The organism is Devosia crocina (assembly GCF_900116545.1).
GTDB classification, from domain to species: domain Bacteria; phylum Pseudomonadota; class Alphaproteobacteria; order Rhizobiales; family Devosiaceae; genus Devosia; species Devosia crocina.
In genome coordinates this window covers 47,881-63,943 of record NZ_FPCK01000004.1, presented here as the reverse complement: position 1 = coordinate 63,943, position 16,063 = coordinate 47,881, and the positions used below count along the sequence as shown (strand labels likewise).

The following is a 16,063-nucleotide window of genomic DNA, read 5'->3' as shown; positions in this document are numbered from 1 at the left end:
GGCCGTGGCCAGCATCGATCCCGAGCTCGGCGAAACGCTTTCGACCACGAAGGCGAAGCCGGCGCGTGCCGAAAGGCATGGCCGGCGCGGCTGGCGGCTGGCCCTCAAGCCTCTTGGCAAGCTGATCGGGGCGCTGCGGCGCTTCGTCGACTTCACTATTTTTTCGAGCCTGACACGGCGCATCATCGTGCTCAATCTGGCAGGCCTTCTGGTGCTGGTCGTCGGCATTCTCTATCTCAACCAGTGGCGCGCGGGCCTGATCGATGCACGCGTGCAATCCCTGCGCGTCCAGGGCGAAATCATTGCAGCCGCCATTGCCGCGTCGGCTACGGTCGACAGCGACGTCATCTCGGTTAATCCCGACCGGCTCTTGGAACTGCAGGCGGGCAATGTGTCCCCGCTCTCCTATTTCGATCCGACGCTGGAATTTCCGATCAGCCCCGAACGGGTCGCCCCGCTCCTGCGCAACCTGATCACCCCCACGCGGACGCGAGCCCGGATCTATGATCAAGGGGGCCTGCTTATCCTCGACAGCGAGACCATCTATGCGCGCGGCGAGGTGATCCGGCAGACCATCGACACCTCGAACCAGAACCGCTTCTTCCTGCTCGACTGGTGGAATGCGATCATCGCCTGGGCGCCGGGGGATACCTATTCGCGCTATCAGGAATATGGTCCGGCTGAAGGCGCGCGCTATCCCGAGGTTGCCTCCGCGCTTTTAGGAGCGCCTGCCGATTTCGTGCGTGTGGACGAGCACAATCAGCTCGTCGTCTCCGTCGCCGTGCCGGTGCAGCGCCTGCGGGCGATCGTTGGGGTGATCCTCCTGTCAACGGCGCCGGGTGATATCGATTCGGTGGTGGCGCAGGAGCGCTGGAGCATTTTGCGCATCGCCCTGATCGCCGCCGTGGTGCAGATTGCGCTATCGCTTCTTCTTGCCGGCACCATTGCAGGGCCGATGCGCCGGCTTGCGGCAGCGGCCGAGCGAGTGCAGACAGCTGGTAATGCGCGGGCCGAGATTCCTGATCTTTCGGATCGCCCCGACGAGATCGGCCATCTGTCCCATGCCCTGAGGCGCATGACCGATGGGCTCTATAATCGCATCGAAGCCATCGAGCGCTTTGCGGCGGACGTTGCCCACGAGTTGAAAAACCCGCTGACCTCGTTGCGCTCTGCCGTCGAAACCCTGCCGCTGGCGAGAAAGCCCGAGGATCGGGAACGGCTGACCGAGATCATCCAGCATGATGTGAAGCGGCTCGACCGGCTGATCACCGATATTTCGAGCGCCAGCCGTCTCGATGCCGAACTGGCGCGCGAAAGTGCCGAAGCGGTCGATATCGAGACCTTGGCTGAAGCCATGGTCGGCATTCAGAAGGACGTGGCGGCGGGCCGGGGCGTCGATGTGGTCATGGGCAAGCGGCTGGGTCGCGGCTCCACCGTGATCACCGGGCATGAGTCCCGGCTGGCGCAGGTTCTGGCCAATCTGATCGACAATGCCGTTTCCTTCTCGCCGCAAGGGGGCGTGGTGACGGTGACGGTTTCGACCGAATCCGACACGATCGTCGTAACGGTCATGGATGAGGGCCCCGGGATCACCGGGGATGTCAGCCGGATCTTTCAGCGTTTCTATACCGACCGGCCCGAAACCGAGAGCTTCGGCAATCACTCCGGGCTTGGCCTCTCGATCTCCAAGCAGATCGTCGATGCGCATAAAGGGACCATCAAGGCGCAGAATCGCACCGACCGTTCGGGGGCGCTTTTCACCGTTTCGCTGCCTCGCGCGCGCCGCGCCTGATGAGCCGGCACAATATCCACGCCACGGCTCTACTCGTCGACGGCGCGGGGGTTCTGCTGCGCGGGCCCTCGGGCTCGGGCAAGTCGCTTCTGGCGCTTCTGCTGCTCGACTGGTGGGCGCTGAGAGGCCGGAGCGCCATGCTGGTCGCCGATGATCGTGTCGATCTTACGCTCCGCGATGACGCAATCGTGCTGAGCACGCCCGAACTGCTGGCCGGGCTGATCGAGTTGCGCGGGCGCGGCATTGTCCGTAAATCCCATGCTCCCGAGGCAAGGCTGATGCTCGTGGTCGATCTCGTCCCCGATCTTGAACGTATGCCCGAAGATCCCGATTTCAGGACGGAAATCTTGGGCCGGCCGTTTGCGCGATGTCCGGTGCCAAGGCTCGGCGTCATCGGCGCGGATCACCAGAGGCTGCTGGTGGACGAAGCACTTGGCGCAATTGCCTTCCGCTGAGGAGGCGACAATTTATCGCTTGCAACCTTGAGCCCCGGAGACAAGACTGTCGCCCGCCCGGCCAGGCACGTCAGTGCCACGGGCAGGGGGCTTATCTGACTGCGATTGCGATGCGCTCGATTGGGGCGAACCGCGATCTGGGGAGAGTTTATGATTGGATTGGTTCTGGTGACGCATGGCGCGCTGGCGGATGAGTTCAAGCTGGCGCTGGAACATGTCGTAGGACCTCAGGAATATTGTGAGACCATCGCCATCGGTCCGGAAGACAATGCCGAAACGCGCCGGGAGGATATCCTAGCAGCGCTTGACCGGGCCGATACTGGCAATGGCGTGATCATTCTCACCGATATGTTCGGCGGCACGCCATCGAACCTGGCTATTTCGGTGATGCAGAGCCGGAACGTCGAAGTGATTGCCGGTGTCAATCTGCCCATGCTGGTCAAGCTTGGCCGTGTGCGCGCCGATATGAGCCTCGCTGATGCGGTGGCCTTGGCCCAGGAGGCGGGGCGCAAATATATCACCGTCGCCAATTCGATCCTGGGTGGAGCCTCCTGATGGATGCCGACCGGGCTCTCGCCCAACAGCTGACCATCGTCAATCGCAAGGGCCTCCATGCGCGAGCCTCCGCCCGCTTCGTGCGCACGGCGGAATGCTTTGATGCGACCCTGCACGTCGTCAAGGACGGGCAATCGGTCAACGGCAACTCCATCATGGGCCTGATGATGCTGGGCGCCGGGCCTGGCTCGACCATTCTGGTACAGGCAACAGGCAAACAGGCGCGTGAGGCGCTCGAGGCAATTGTTGAACTCGTCAATAATGGTTTCGATGAGGACAATGAGGGCGTTTGATCGCTTGGTATCGACGCTGAGGATGGCAGACTTCTTGAGCATTGGGTCTCTCCAGCGAACAAAGCCTTCGGCTCTGGTCGTATAGAAGTTCCAATTACTGCGGCCTAGACTAGGGGCAATAGTAGTGCACCCCTGAGGAGGTCGTCTTGATCGACACGTCTCAACAGACCCTGGTCAAATCCCAGCCCGTCCTGCCGCTTGCCACCACGCTGGGCCCTGTCCACATAGCCGTCACGGATCGCGCCAGGGCGCTCGCCATCTGGCAGGATGTGGTTGGCCTCGATCTCATGGAAGAAACCGGCAATGCGCTTTCCATGGGCGCAGGCGGCCAGGTGCTTATCGTGCTAGAAACCGGCGCAACCCGTCCATCGGTTCCGCGCAGCATCGGTCTCTATCACGTGGCTATTCATGTGCCGACGCGGGCTGATCTTGCGCAAATGGCGGTACGGACGCTGCAACGGAACGTCCGCATTTCGCCCACCGACCATCTCGTCAGCGAAGCGATCTATCTATGGGATCTTGATGGCAACGGGATCGAAATCACCTTCGAGACGCCGTGGCGCGGCACCCTCGGCGATCCGGAAAAGGGCGAGGCCTATGCGGTAACCGCCGAAGGCAAACCACATTCGGGTCGCGATCCCATCGATCTCGACGCGCTCTTGGGCGAATTGGGAGAGCAACCGGTTTTCGCGCCGCGCATGCCGGCGGGAACGCGCATCGGCCACATCCACGTTCATGTGAACGATCTCATGACCGCCATGGAGTTTTATCGCGACATCGTCGGCTTTGCCGGTTTCCTCCTGATCAACTCCTTCGGCATGGGTGATGTGGGGCTCGACTACATGCCGCACACTGTTGCCTTCAATATCTGGTCAGGCCCCAATGCGACTTTGCCGCCCGCCGGTTCGGCTGGATTGCGCTGGTTCACCATCGTACTGCCCGATGCGGCCAGCTTCGATGGTTTGATCGGCCGGCTCGAACGGGCAGGATCGCCGATTGACCGGTTGGAGAATGGCGTTGAAACCCGCGATCCCTTTGGGAACCGGATTCGCCTGGTTCTCGATAAGGCCTGAGGCAATCAAAACCAAAACTGGACTTTGGCGTTGCTCTTCCGCGATGATGACGCGAAAGAGGCAAGGGGGACACGATGCGCACTGCCCAGGACGTACTCGACTTCTGGTTCGAGGATCACGGGCCCGGTGACTGGTTTGCCGGCAAGGCCGACTTCGACGCGCTGATCGCCCAGCGCTTCACACAGACCCATTCTCATGTTGCCAAAGGCGAGGCGTGGGAATGGCGCACGACGCCATCAGGACGCCTTGCTGAAATCATCGTGCTCGACCAGTTTTCGCGACAGCTCTTCCGCAAGAAACCCGAAGCGTTCGCGCAGGACAAGATGGCGCTGGTCCTCGCTCAGGAAATGGTCAGCCAAGGTCTTGATCGGCAATTCGAACAGCCCAGGCGCGGCTTCATCTACCTGCCTTTCATGCATTCGGAGTCCGTCGCGATCCAATCCGCCTCGGTTCGTCTCTATGAGGCCCTGGGCGATGACGACCAGCTCGAATATGCAATCGAGCACAAGAAGTGCATCGATCGTTTCGGACGCTTCCCGTTCCGCAATCTGGCTCTCGGCCGCGACAACAGTATCGAGGAGCTGGACTACATGCACGATCATGTAGAGCGGGGATTCTAGGAACACTTCGGGTAAGCCACACCTCGCCTCCCCCTAGAGGAGACGAGGTGGCGCTTCATCGATCCCTTAAAAGGCCCATTCACCCTTGCGCATGACGGGCTCGCTCGATCCGTCGGCATGGACACCGTCGATATCCACCTGGTCCGAGCCGATCATCCAGTCGATGTGAATGAGGCTCTTATTGCCGCCCTGGGCAAAGATCTGGTCGGAAGTCAGGTCCTTGCCGCCTTCGAAACAATCGGCATAGCACTGGCCCATGGCGATGTGGCACGAGGCGTTTTCGTCGTAGAGCGTGTTGTAAAAAAGGATGCCCGAAGCCGAAATTGGCGAGGAATGGGGCACGAGCGCCACTTCGCCGAGGCGCCGCGCGCCTTCGTCGGTATCGAGCACCTTGTTGAACACGTCCTGGCCCTTGGTCGCCTTGAGCTCGACCATGCGGCCGTCTTCGAAGCGCGCCTGGATGTTCTCGATCAGCGTGCCATTGTGGCTGAGGGGCTTCGTCGCCGAGACCGTACCTTCGACCCGGAGGCGATGAGGCGTGGTGAACACTTCCTCGGTCGGGATATTGGGGTTGCAGGTGACCCCGTTCTTGGCTTCGGACGCGCCGCCCTTCCAGCGATGCCCGTCGGCCAGGCCCACGGTAAGGTCGGTGCCGGGGCCCTTATACTTGAGTGCGGCAAATTTCTTGCCGTTGAGCCAGGTCCAGCGCGCCTTGAGATTGGCATTGTGCGCTTTCCAGGCCGCGATCGGATCGTCCTGGTCGACGCGGCTTGCCTTGAAGATCGCATCGGCAAGCTTGCCCACCGCGACATCGTCGCTGTCATTGGGGAAGACGAGTTTTGCCCAGGCCAGCGTCGGATAGGACACGATGTTCCAGTTGATGTCGAAGCCAGTGATCAATTCGAGCGCCGGGCGATAGGCAGCCGAATTGGCGCGATTGGCGCGCGACACCTTTTCCGGATCCTGCCCGGCCAGCATCATCGGATTGTCGCCCGATATGGCAAGGCGCGCAGCATTTGCCTTATAGGCCTCGGCCATGCCCGCATAAAGCCAGCCCGCAGCGCGATCAAAGCTCTGATCCCTGGCATATTTGTAGCGCGCAAGGGTGGCTTCTTCGTCCGAATAGACCGTGGTGACGAGGCCTGCGCCAGCCTTATAGGCATGTTCGGTGATGCGGCGGACGAGGGGGGCCGCCGTCATCGGCGCGGTGATGATCAGATCCTGCCCCTCGGCCAGTTGCAGGCCGACCTTGATGGCGACTTCGCCGAGCTTGTCGAGTTTATGGGGATCGATGGGGGTGCTGCTCATCGGGCAAAGCCTCTGTCGTTGAATCGATTGGGTCGAGCCTATCCGGCCCCGAGTGGCGGCGCCACCCGGCCAAAACGGAAAAACCGTTGATCTCGATCAAGGTGGAGGCCTGCCGGGAGGATGACAAGGGAGCCATATCCATTGGAGGTTCCCATGACCCTGATCGTTGCTTTTGTCCTTGCCGTCTTTGCCACCTTTGCCGTCGCCCTGGGCTATGCGCAGATCCAGACCCGGGGATTGGTTGCGCCGGGTGCGCGTCCCTTGGACTGATGCTTCCTTCTCCCCCGAGGGGAGAAGGTGGCCCGCAGGGCCGGATGAGGGGTTAAGTCTGGAGGCTTTTTCAAACGGCGGCCCCCTCACCCTGATCCTCTCCCCTCAGGAGAGAGGGAAATCGCACTGTGCCCAATCGGCATCAGCGGCGACATTCTGTCACATTCCCCTCTTGGCAAAGGCGAACGGTTTGGCTATCAACCGTTCGCCGCTTCATTTTTTCAAAACAACAGGGAGGCGTTGCATGCCAGCATTGATGTTCGCTTCCCCAATTGGCATCGGCCGACGTTAGGTCCTTGCCATCCGCGGCCCGCCGTTTAGGCCAGCCGCCTGCGGTTTTTCCCTTTTTCGCAGAATAGACCAGCCCGGCAGGGTCATTGTCTTTCCCGGTCCGTTTTGCGCCCTTTCATATCCTTGTTTGAGGAGCCGGTTGCCGGAGAACGGGACCGGACTGCCAGAATGAGTCGCAAGAAACTCGATTTTCGTGCCGATGCCTTCAGAAAAGTGCTCGGCTTCACCTTCCGTCACTGGGCCCATCAGCCAAAGCGCATCGCCCTGATTGCCGGTCTCGTCATGATCGCGACGATCGCCGAAGTCATGGTACCGATGTTTTCGGGCCGCATCGTCGACGCTATTTCCATCGGCGACGACGAGGCGCTTAATGGGGCGCTGACCGCCTTTGCCACGGTTGCCGCTCTCGGGCTGACCAGCGTCGTGCTGCGCTTTTTCGTTTTCCACGCCATCATCAAGCTGACGCTGAAAATGATGGCCGAGATCGTCAATGACGGCTTTTATCGCGTGCAGCGCTTTTCGACCGACTGGCACGCCAACAGCTTTGCCGGCTCGACCGTGCGCAAGGTGACGCGCGGCATGTGGGCGCTCGATGCGCTTAACGATATCTTGCTGGTCGCGCTGTTGCCGAGCTTTGTCATGCTGGTCGGCGCCTCGATCCTGCTCGGCTCTTATTGGCCGGTGATGGGGCTCGTCGTCGCCGTGGGGTCGGTCATCTATATCGGGTTCACCGTCCTTATGTCGGTGGGCTATGTCGCCCCGGCGGCAAGCCTTGCCAATGCCTGGGACACGCGCCTCGGCGGGGCGCTGGCGGATGCCGTGAGCTGCAATTCGGTGGTCAAGGCTTTTGGCGCCGAAACGCGCGAAGAGGGGCGGCTGCGCCATGTCCTCTCCAAGTGGGACACGCGCACCCGCCGGACCTGGAAGCGCGGCACGCTCAACGGCACCATCCAGGGTCTGCTGATGACCCTGATGCAGGCCGGCATTCTGGGCACGGGCCTTTATATGTGGACGCAAGGCCTGGCTTCGGCCGGCGACATCACCTTCGTCCTTGCCATGTTCTTCGTGCTGCAGGGATATCTGCGCGACGTCGGCATGCACATCAGAAATCTCCAGCGTTCGGTCAACGACATGGAAGAACTGGTGGCTTTGAACAGCATGCCGCTGGGTGTCGAGGACCGGCCGGGGGCCGGAGCCATTACGATTGAGCAAGGTGCGATCAACTTCGACCGTGTTACCTTCCGCTATGGCAGCCATCCGACCCCGCTTTATCGCGATTTTTCCGTCGCCATAAAGCCGGGCGAGCGGGTCGGGCTTGTAGGGCATTCGGGATCTGGCAAGACGACCTTCGTCAAGCTGATCCAGCGGCTCTATGACATCAACGAGGGCGCTATCACTATCGATGGGCAGAACATCGCCGAGTTCGGGCAGGCGAGCCTTCGCGGCCAGATCGCCATCGTGCAGCAGGAGCCGATCCTGTTTCACCGGACGCTGGCCGAGAACATCGCCTATGGCCGGCCCGAGGCGAGCCGTGCCGAAATCATCGCGGCGGCCACCCAGGCCAATGCGCATGAGTTCATCATGAACCTGCCCAAGCAATATGAAACGCTGGTGGGTGAGCGGGGCGTAAAGCTCTCGGGCGGGGAGCGCCAGCGCGTTGCCATTGCCCGGGCGTTTCTGGCCGATGCCCCGATCCTCATTCTCGACGAGGCTACTTCGAGCCTTGATAGCGAGAGCGAGGTGATGATCCAGGAGGCGATGGAGCGGCTGATGGTGGGACGCACGACGCTTGTCATCGCCCACCGCCTGTCCACCGTCCGGGCCCTCGATCGGCTGCTTGTCTTCGACAAGGGCCGCATCGTCGAGGAGGGCAATCACGAAGCCCTGATCCGGCTCCAGGGCGGCATCTATCGCCGGTTGTTCGAGCGCCAGGCGCTGGAATTGACCAAGGGTCTTGTGGCCTAACAACGAGAAGCCCGCGGAGCGATCCGCGGGCTTCTGCTTTAGTGGCCGCGCTTCTTGTCGTGCTCGCCGCGGTCATTAACGCCGCGCTGGATCGAGCGGTCACCATTGGAAATCTCGTATTCCCCGGCCGGCTGCTCGATATCCTCGCGCGCCTGGGCAAGGGGCTTTTGATCGGTGTCGACCTCTACCCCCTCCTGCTTTTCACGCCCTTCGAAAAGGTCTTTCTGCTGTTCGCGGGTGCGGGCGCCTTGCGTCGTCTTTTCGGTGCCGCGAGTCTCGTGATTGGATTGCTGCATGGCTTCCTCCTATCGGCCCTCAAGGGCGCAACGGCTCGCAGGCGCCAGGGTTGCCAGGTGTGATCGCGATCAACTTTGGGGTTTCCGCATCCGCACCAACACTCCACTCTTAACGCTCCATTCACCATAACCCCAGGCTTTTGGAGCCCGGGCGGTGGCAAGGCATTGTATTTAAATCAAATACGAGGCAGCCCCATGGCTTATTCCGAACCCATGACCGACGCCCATGTCGCCGAATTCCTCGACCTGGCGCGCTCGGCCAATGTCACCTTCGACATCACCAATGATCGTCTGCATATGCGGATGATCAACCCCATCTGGACCATGTGGTCCCCCATCCGGCACCTGCTCGACGAAATCGGGCATGAGCGGATTGAAGCGTTCGTGCGGCGGGAAGCGGCAGCGCGAGATGCGGTAGAGAACTGGAACGCGGTAAGCGTCGACCGGCTCAATGCGGCGGCGGAGGTGATGCGGGGGTAGAAGACCCCCACCTAGCCTCCCCCTCCAGAAGGGGGAGGGACAGATCGAGTTTGCCGAACCTTCTCCGGATCTTCTGAAATCGGACCAATTCGCTCCTGCCGAGACATTTGTGAGCCGTCGGCAGATCCCTCCCCCTTCTGGAGGGGGAGGCTAAGGAGGGGGTACACTTCTTCCTCCCCAATGCTATCCTTCCAGGAAGGAGCCCCCATGGACGACCCGGTCACCTTCGCCCGAAAACTCCGGCGCGAGCAAACCGCGCCCGAGCGGCGCTTCTGGGTCATCCTCCAGCCTTGGCGCGACGCCGGCCTCCACTGGCGACGCCAGGCGCCCCTCGGTCCCTACATCGTGGATTTCGTCTGCAAGCCAGCCAAGCTGATCGTCGAGATCGACGGCGACACCCACTATTCTGAAGACGGCATGATCCGCGACACCGAGCGCACCGCCTTCCTCGAAAGCCGCCGTTTTCGCGTGTTGCGGTTTACCAACGCCGAAGTGATGGACAATGCCGAGGGGGTGTTTGGGGTACTGAGTGGGATTTTGGGTGAGCCGGGCTCAAAAAGCACCCCCTCCTAGCCTCCCCCTCCAGAAGAGGGAGGGACCGATCGAGAGAGCTGAGGCTCCTGCGATCCCCTCTTCTCCTCCCCCTTCTGGAGGGGGAGGCCGGGTGGGGGGCTTCTTCTAGAAATGCGGTCAATATCACCTCAGATCTCTGCAGTGATATCTCGTAGCTGGCATTGGTCCACTGGATTTGGTGGTCTGACCAGAACATTATCTTGCATGAGACAGATTCTTGAGCATCTATTCTCTAGATCTCCATCTGTGCGAGTCGTGACGTGGACGTTACTGAGAACGAAATTGCCGAAGCAGTTCTTATTATTCTTTCGGGCACTGTGAGTGGTGAGGCAAAACTGTCGTTTCTTCGGACTAGGATCCCCGAACATGTGCAGTTGTCAGCACATGATCAAGAGCAATCCTTCAAGCGCCCCAATGAGCAGATGTGGGAACAAAGGCTTCGCAACATCAAGTCGCACTCGATAAATGAGGGTAACTATATTGCGGAAGGTTACTTAACTGCACCTAGCCGAGGTAGCTTGCGCATCACCGACAGGGGAAGAAAAAAGGTCAGCGGAATTTAGCCTTGTACCCAGGCTTTAACCAGCAAAGCTCTGTACCTTGAGCGTCTTTGTCCCAGACAAACCACGCGTAAGCAGTGGTGCCTGAGCTCTTAGCTTCCATCCCGGCCGGGTAAAAAGTGATGCGCTCGCTGAATACCCACACCCTTGCAGGTGGGTTGGTAGAAAATATGCTACGATTTCGGTTCGCCCCTTCAAGAAAGGCAAGCCGCAACAAAAGTGCAAATTTCTTGGTGCTCTTCTTGAGCCCCTGCTGAACGAAGCCCTCTGCACTGTTGTATGGGGGATTAGTTATGATGTTTTCTGATGTGATGTCATTGTTTAGGAAGTCTATTCCCGCCTCGCCGAAACCACGCTGATAGAGGTCAGAACTAAAAACGTTCAGACCAAATTCCGACAGCACACTGGACATGGCGCCATCGCCACAAGCGCTTTCCCAGACGTCTCCCGAAAATTTTTCATTGTCGAGTAATGCAAAAGTGGCCCACTTCGGAGTCGGAAAGTAGTCCGGTCCGTCCAAATCGGCAAAGCGCTTCAGTGTTGGCTTGTATCCACCACTCAAATGATAAGTTGCGTCCATGGCCAGCGCCTCCGTCATATCATCTATCAACACTGATGTGTTTACATTGAGTTAACCATAAGCGGCATCAATTGGTGCGCGGGATCAATGCGCCTCATCCCAGTTCTTCGCCGCGTGCGCATCCACCTGGATCGGCACTGACAATCTCACCGCCGGCTCTGCCGCGTTCTCCATCACCGTCTTGATCACCGGGATCGCGACCTCTTCCGTCCCTTCGGGCACTTCAAAAATCAGTTCGTCATGGACCTGCAGCAGCATGTCGGCTTCGATTTTTGCCCTTCGCAATTCCGGCTCCATGCGGATCATCGCCCGCCGGATGATATCGGCGGCAGAGCCCTGGATGGGGGCGTTGATGCTGGCGCGTTCGACAAAACTGCGTTCGCTGGGATTGCCGGAATTGGCGTTGGGGAACTGGATTTTGCGGCCAAAGATGGTGGTGACGTAACCGTCGGCTTTGACCTTGGTTTTTTGGGCGTCCATGTAGTCGCGAATGCCGGGGAAACGCTCGAAATAGGTCTTTATGTATTCCCCGGCGACCGAGCGCTCGATGCCGAGCTGGTTGGCAAGGCCGAAGGCGGAGATGCCGTAGATGATGCCGAAATTGATGGCCTTGGCGCGGCGGCGGACATCGCTCGGCATGCCTTCGACGGGCACGTTGAACATTTCCGACGCCGTCATGGCGTGAATGTCGAGACCTTCCTCGAAGGCGTCCTTGAGGGCCTGGATATCGGCGATATGGGCAAGGACGCGCAATTCGATCTGGGAATAATCGGCCGAGATCAGCGTCTTGCCGGGCGCGGCGACGAAGGCAGTGCGGATTTTCCGCCCATCGGCAGTGCGCACGGGAATGTTTTGCAGGTTCGGGTCGTTGGAAGACAGACGTCCGGTAAGGACGGACGCTTGACTGTAGGATGTGTGCACGCGGCCGGTGCGCGGGTTCATATAGGTGGGGAGGGCATCGGTATAGGTGCCCTTCAATTTGGTGAGCTGGCGCCAATCGACGATGGTACGCGCGAGCGGCACGCCCTTGAGGGCGAGGTCTTCGAGCACATCGGCGCCGGTCGACCAGGCGCCGGTCTTGGTCTTGGTGCCGCCCTCGATCCCCATCTTGTCAAAGAGAATTTCGCCCAATTGCTTGGGAGAGCCGAGATTGAAACTCTGGCCGGCCAGTTCATGGGCCTCCGCTTCGAAGGCAGCGGCGCGCTGCGAGAAATCACCGGAAAGGCGGGCGAGAATCTGCCGGTCGACGGTGATGCCCCGCGCTTCCATGCGGGCAAGGACCGGGGCGAGCGGGCGCTCGAGCGTTTCATAGAGCGTCGTGGCGTTTTCTGCCGACAAGCGCGGCTTCAAGACGTGCCAGAGCCTGAGGGTAACGTCGGCATCCTCGGCGGCATAGCGGGCAGCGGCGGGAATTTCGAGCTGGTCGAAGGTTTTTTGTGCCTTGCCGGTGCCGGCGAGCGAAGTAAAGGAAATGCACTTGTGGTCGAGCCAATGATCGGCGAGCACGTCCATGCCATTATAGCGCGGGCCATCGAGTGCATAGGACATGAGCATTGTGTCTTCGATGGGCGATAGGTCGATGCCGTAGCGCCAGAAGATTTCCATGTCGTATTTGATGTTCTGCCCGATCTTGAGGATCGAGGGCGCCTCGATGACGGGTTTGAGCGCCTCGAGCACGTCGCGGATCGGCAACTGGCCCTCGACGAGACCGCCGCCGGCGAGAAGATCGCCGGGCAGGGTATGGCCGATCGGAATGTAGCAGCCTTCGCCGATTTTGGTGGAAAGGCAGATGCCGACAAGATCGGCTGATTGCGGATCGAGGCCGGTGGTTTCGGTGTCGATCGACACATAGCCCGTGTCCCAGATCTTTTGCACCCATTGGGCGAGGTGCTCGGGGGTCGAGACGATTTCATAATCGTCATAATTGACCGGGACGGCTTTGACGCGCGCATGCTCTTCGGCGGCAAAGCGGGCAGGGCCGGTGCCGGGCACGGTTTGCGCGGCAAGCTTTGCCTTGGCGACCGAGAGCGAAGTGGATTTAAGCGATGGCGGAGCCGAGGCGCCGCCGGCGCGCAGGTCCGGATCGGCCTCGAAATCATCGGGATTGGCCTCGAGGAGACCGGCGAGGCGCTTGGTGATGGTGGCAAATTCCATCGCTTTCAGAAACGGAAAGAGCGTTCCCGGCGAAATCGGCTGGCGGACGAGGCCGTCGAGGTCGATCTCGACCGGCACAGCCTGTTCGAGCGTCACGAGCTTTTTGGAAATGCGGGCCAGTTCGGCATTGTCGATCAGCTTCTGGCGGCGGGCCGGCTGCTTGATCTCGCCGGCGCGTTCCAGCAGGGTTTCGAGATTGCCATAGGTATTGATGAGCTCGGCCGCGGTCTTCACCCCGATGCCGGGCACGCCGGGAACGTTGTCGACGCTGTCGCCGCACAGCGCCTGCACATCGATGACCTTGTCGGGCGTGACGCCGAATTTGGTGAACACTTCCTCAGGGCCGATCCACCTGAGCGGCGGCTGGCCGGGGCGGGGGATGGTGTCGAGAAGGCGGATCGAGCCATCGGACTCGACAAGCTGCATCAGATCCTTGTCGGAGGAGGCGATGGTGACCTTGAAACTCTGCGCGCGCGCCATGCAGGCATAGGTTGCCATGATGTCGTCGGCCTCCCAGCCCTCCATTTCGATCGAGGGGATGGAAAAGGCGCGGGTGGCCGAGCGGGTCAGGGGGAATTGCGGCACCAGCTCTTCAGGCGCGGGCGGGCGTTGGGCCTTGTAATCGGGATACATGTCATCGCGAAAAGTCTTGCCCTTGGCGTCGAAAATGACGGCCATATGGGTGGGCGCATCCTCGCCATCCATGTCCTGGGTGAGCTTGAACAGCATGTTGCAGAACCCCTGGACGCAGCCGACCGGCAAGCCATCTGACTTGCGATTGAGCGGCGGCAGGGCGTGGAAGGCGCGGAAGATATAGCCCGAGCCATCGACGAGCAGCAGATGCATGAGACGATTCCCTTGGTTTGCGGCGGCGACTTTAATGGCTCGGGAACAAAGACGGTACCCGGAATCGTCGAAGGGTAAAATGCACAGCGCAACTTGTGCCGCGTTCGCGACGTTGCTGAACCACATGAGGTGCCAGTGCGGAGGCCAGAATGCAGTTTTCAACCAAGCGGGACCGGATCGCCTGGAACCAGCTCAACATGCCCGAACAACTCGTCATGCTGGCCATGCTCGCCGGGCCGCAGCGGGATGTGGAATGGCTGATCCAGCGGGCGCTGTGTTTTCACAAAGTGGCGGTGATCACGCCGCAGGGCCTGCGCATGACACGGCTTGGGCGGCTGGTGATGGCCGAGCGTCATGGGCTGCCAGTGGTGATCGGGCGCGATCCGGCCGACAAGCCGATGGCCGTTCTGGGATGAAAAGGGCGCTGGGGGCGCCCTTTTCGTTTGCTAGTGGCCGAGCACCTTTTCCATGGCATCTGGCCGGTTATGCATGGCGAACTTGTCCATGATGGTGCTGCTGGCTTCATTCAGTCCCACGACCTCGACTTCGACCCCGGCGCGGCGGAACTTCAGCACGGCCTTGTCGAGCGCATTGACCCCGGTGAGGTCCCAGATATGGGCGCGGGTGAGATCAAGGCGAACGCGGGCAAGTGGTTCGGCGAAGTCGAACGTGTCGAGGAACTCGTCAGCCGAGGCAAAGAAGAGTTGCCCCTCGATGGCATAGGTGCGCTCCCGCCCGTCTTCGCTCAGCGCCGTGCTGACGCGGAAGATCTGGCTGACCTTCCAGGCAAAGAACAATCCCGACAGCAAGACGCCCACACCAACGCCGAGCGCCAGGTTATGCGTTCCCACAACCGTGACGACGGTTGCGAGCATGACAAGGCTTGAACGGCGCGGATGGTGGGCGAGATCGGTGAGCGAGCTCCAGGAAAAGGTCCCGATCGACACCATGATCATGATGGCGACCAGTGCCGGCATGGGGATGAGCCCCACCCATTCGCCAAGAACGAGCAGCAGGAACAGCAAAAAGGCGCCGGCGACAAAGGTGGAGAGGCGCGTGCGGCCACCCGATTTTACGTTGATCACCGATTGCCCGATCATCGCGCAGCCCGCCATCCCGCCGAAAAAGCCCGAAGCGATATTGGCGATGCCCTGGCCGACGCTTTCGCGGTTCTTGTCGCTCTTGGTATCGGTCATGCCATCCACGACCGAGGCGGTCAGAAGGCTTTCGAGAAGACCGACGGCGGCGATGGCGAAGGAGGTCGGGAAGATGATGGAGAGCGTTTCGAAATTGAGCGGCACGTTCGGCATGAGCAGCAGCGGCAGTGCGTCGGGCAATTCCCCGAGATCGGCGACCGAACGTGTGTCGATCCCGAAGATCAGCGCAGCGGCGGTCAGAACCAGAATGCAGACGAGCGGCGAAGGAATGGCGCGTGTGATATGGGGAAAGAGATAGATGATGGCAAGGCCTGCCGCGATCATCGCATAGGTCTGCCAGGTGACCCCGATCAGTTCGGGCAGCTGCGCCATGAAGATCAGGATGGCAAGCGCATTGACGAAGCCGGTCATCACCGATCGCGACACAAAGCGCATGACATAGCCGATCCGCAGCCAGCCGAGTACGATCTGAATGACGCCAGCGAGAATAGTGGCGGCGAGCAGGTATTCGAGCCCATGTTCGCGCACCAGAGCGCCGAACAGCACGGCCGTGGCTGCGGTGGCTGCCGAAATCATGGCAGGCCGGCCGCCGGCAAAGGAGATCACGATGGCGATGACAACCGAGGCATAGAGCCCCACTTTGGGGTCGACGCCGGCAATAATGGAAAAGCCGATGGCTTCAGGAATGAGTGCAAGCGCGACGACGATGCCGGAGAGCACATCGCCACGGATATTGGAAAGCCAGTCACGGCGCAGAGTTTGGACAAAGGTCATTGAACACACAAGGAGCTAGCG

The 16,063-nt window shown here is 60.5% G+C and carries 16 protein-coding genes; 11 read left to right on the top strand and 5 right to left on the bottom strand.

All coding sequences use genetic code 11. The features are described from left to right. Positions 1–4: 4 nt before the first annotated feature. The 6 genes from BM364_RS16380 (at position 5) to BM364_RS16355 (ending at position 4,788) form a co-directional block, all read left to right on the top strand. Positions 5–1,792: a sensor histidine kinase gene (locus BM364_RS16380; protein WP_244542921.1), complete on the top strand. Its 1,788-nt coding sequence runs from the start codon at positions 5–7 to the stop codon at positions 1,790–1,792. Further along, entirely contained in the window at positions 1,792–2,247 is a 456-nt protein-coding gene (locus tag BM364_RS16375; RefSeq protein WP_092426492.1) for an HPr kinase/phosphorylase, read from the top strand. The genes BM364_RS16380 and BM364_RS16375 overlap by 1 nt, the downstream gene beginning before the upstream one ends. Before the next feature lie 150 nt (positions 2,248–2,397). Continuing rightward, the gene (locus BM364_RS16370; RefSeq protein WP_092426490.1) at positions 2,398–2,802 is read left to right on the top strand and encodes a PTS sugar transporter subunit IIA; all 405 of its coding nucleotides are present in this window, start codon (positions 2,398–2,400) and stop codon (positions 2,800–2,802) included. Beyond that, positions 2,802–3,095: an HPr family phosphocarrier protein gene (locus BM364_RS16365; protein WP_092426488.1), complete on the top strand. Its 294-nt coding sequence runs from the start codon at positions 2,802–2,804 to the stop codon at positions 3,093–3,095. Before BM364_RS16370 ends, BM364_RS16365 begins: the two co-directional genes overlap by 1 nt. Positions 3,096–3,241: 146 nt before the next feature. Beyond that, on the top strand, positions 3,242–4,168 hold the full coding sequence (locus BM364_RS16360) for a VOC family protein (RefSeq protein ID WP_092426487.1): 927 nt from the start codon (positions 3,242–3,244) through the stop codon (positions 4,166–4,168). 74 nt (positions 4,169–4,242) lie between these two features. Next, positions 4,243–4,788 carry a DUF924 family protein gene (locus BM364_RS16355; RefSeq protein ID WP_092426485.1) on the top strand — a complete coding sequence of 182 codons (546 nt, stop codon included), beginning with the start codon at positions 4,243–4,245 and terminating at the stop codon, positions 4,786–4,788. Positions 4,789–4,854: 66 nt separating this feature from the next. Here BM364_RS16355 and BM364_RS16350 read toward each other — a convergent pair whose 3' ends face one another. Then, positions 4,855–6,096, bottom strand: coding sequence for an aminopeptidase (locus BM364_RS16350; protein ID WP_092426484.1), 1,242 nt, complete (start codon positions 6,094–6,096; stop codon positions 4,855–4,857). A gap of 729 nt (positions 6,097–6,825) precedes the next feature. Here BM364_RS16350 and BM364_RS16345 point away from each other — a divergent pair. Continuing rightward, positions 6,826–8,622 (top strand): ABC transporter ATP-binding protein, encoded by a 1,797-nt coding sequence (locus tag BM364_RS16345; RefSeq protein ID WP_092426482.1) that lies wholly within the window; start codon positions 6,826–6,828, stop codon positions 8,620–8,622. Positions 8,623–8,660: 38 nt separating this feature from the next. On the opposite strand, the gene BM364_RS16340 is transcribed toward BM364_RS16345, so the two are convergent. Next, a complete protein-coding gene (locus tag BM364_RS16340; RefSeq protein WP_092426481.1) occupies positions 8,661–8,918 on the bottom strand; it encodes a hypothetical protein in 258 nt (85 codons plus the stop codon). A 195-nt stretch (positions 8,919–9,113) separates the two neighbouring features. Here BM364_RS16340 and BM364_RS16335 point away from each other — a divergent pair, with 195 nt between their 5' ends. The 3 genes from BM364_RS16335 (at position 9,114) to BM364_RS18625 (ending at position 10,534) form a co-directional block, all read left to right on the top strand. Next, a complete protein-coding gene (locus tag BM364_RS16335) occupies positions 9,114–9,398 on the top strand; it encodes a hypothetical protein (RefSeq protein WP_092426479.1) in 285 nt (94 codons plus the stop codon). Positions 9,399–9,605: 207 nt separating this feature from the next. After that, a complete protein-coding gene (locus BM364_RS16330) occupies positions 9,606–9,971 on the top strand; it encodes an endonuclease domain-containing protein (protein ID WP_092426478.1) in 366 nt (121 codons plus the stop codon). A gap of 260 nt (positions 9,972–10,231) precedes the next feature. After that, the gene (locus BM364_RS18625) at positions 10,232–10,534 is read left to right on the top strand and encodes a winged helix-turn-helix domain-containing protein (protein ID WP_210186457.1); all 303 of its coding nucleotides are present in this window, start codon (positions 10,232–10,234) and stop codon (positions 10,532–10,534) included. On the opposite strand, the gene BM364_RS16325 is transcribed toward BM364_RS18625, so the two are convergent. Then, positions 10,521–11,129, bottom strand: a complete 609-nt coding sequence (locus tag BM364_RS16325; RefSeq protein WP_244542920.1) for a hypothetical protein — start codon at positions 11,127–11,129, stop codon at positions 10,521–10,523. The two genes, BM364_RS18625 and BM364_RS16325, sit on opposite strands and share 14 nt — an antisense overlap. A 66-nt stretch (positions 11,130–11,195) precedes the next feature. Then, positions 11,196–14,111 carry a DNA polymerase I gene (gene polA, locus BM364_RS16320; RefSeq protein ID WP_092426476.1) on the bottom strand — a complete coding sequence of 972 codons (2,916 nt, stop codon included), beginning with the start codon at positions 14,109–14,111 and terminating at the stop codon, positions 11,196–11,198. Between the two features lie 149 nt (positions 14,112–14,260). Between polA and BM364_RS16315 the strand changes: the two genes are divergently transcribed. Beyond that, complete coding sequence (locus BM364_RS16315; RefSeq protein ID WP_092426475.1) at positions 14,261–14,527, top strand: hypothetical protein; 267 nt, start codon at positions 14,261–14,263, stop codon at positions 14,525–14,527. 30 nt (positions 14,528–14,557) lie between these two features. Here the strand turns inward: BM364_RS16315 and BM364_RS16310 are convergent, their stop codons facing one another. After that, complete coding sequence (locus BM364_RS16310; RefSeq protein WP_092426473.1) at positions 14,558–16,042, bottom strand: SulP family inorganic anion transporter; 1,485 nt, start codon at positions 16,040–16,042, stop codon at positions 14,558–14,560. Positions 16,043–16,063 lie beyond the last annotated feature (21 nt).

Excerpts from the sequence above, each read along its gene's own strand:
- polA (WP_092426476.1), bottom strand. The coding sequence starts at position 14,111 with ATGCATCTGCTGCTCGTCGATGGCTCGGGCTATATCTTCCGCGCCTTC.
- BM364_RS16350 (WP_092426484.1), bottom strand. The coding sequence starts at position 6,096 with ATGAGCAGCACCCCCATCGATCCCCATAAACTCGACAAGCTCGGCGAA.
- BM364_RS16330 (WP_092426478.1), top strand. The coding sequence starts at position 9,606 with ATGGACGACCCGGTCACCTTCGCCCGAAAACTCCGGCGCGAGCAAACC.
- BM364_RS16375 (WP_092426492.1), top strand. The coding sequence starts at position 1,792 with ATGAGCCGGCACAATATCCACGCCACGGCTCTACTCGTCGACGGCGCG.
- BM364_RS16365 (WP_092426488.1), top strand. The coding sequence starts at position 2,802 with ATGGATGCCGACCGGGCTCTCGCCCAACAGCTGACCATCGTCAATCGC.
- BM364_RS16340 (WP_092426481.1), bottom strand. The coding sequence starts at position 8,918 with ATGCAGCAATCCAATCACGAGACTCGCGGCACCGAAAAGACGACGCAA.
- BM364_RS16315 (WP_092426475.1), top strand. The coding sequence starts at position 14,261 with ATGCAGTTTTCAACCAAGCGGGACCGGATCGCCTGGAACCAGCTCAAC.
- BM364_RS16310 (WP_092426473.1), bottom strand. The coding sequence starts at position 16,042 with ATGACCTTTGTCCAAACTCTGCGCCGTGACTGGCTTTCCAATATCCGT.
- BM364_RS16345 (WP_092426482.1), top strand. The coding sequence starts at position 6,826 with ATGAGTCGCAAGAAACTCGATTTTCGTGCCGATGCCTTCAGAAAAGTG.
- BM364_RS16335 (WP_092426479.1), top strand. The coding sequence starts at position 9,114 with ATGGCTTATTCCGAACCCATGACCGACGCCCATGTCGCCGAATTCCTC.
- BM364_RS16355 (WP_092426485.1), top strand. The coding sequence starts at position 4,243 with ATGCGCACTGCCCAGGACGTACTCGACTTCTGGTTCGAGGATCACGGG.
- BM364_RS16370 (WP_092426490.1), top strand. The coding sequence starts at position 2,398 with ATGATTGGATTGGTTCTGGTGACGCATGGCGCGCTGGCGGATGAGTTC.
- BM364_RS16325 (WP_244542920.1), bottom strand. The coding sequence starts at position 11,129 with ATGACGGAGGCGCTGGCCATGGACGCAACTTATCATTTGAGTGGTGGA.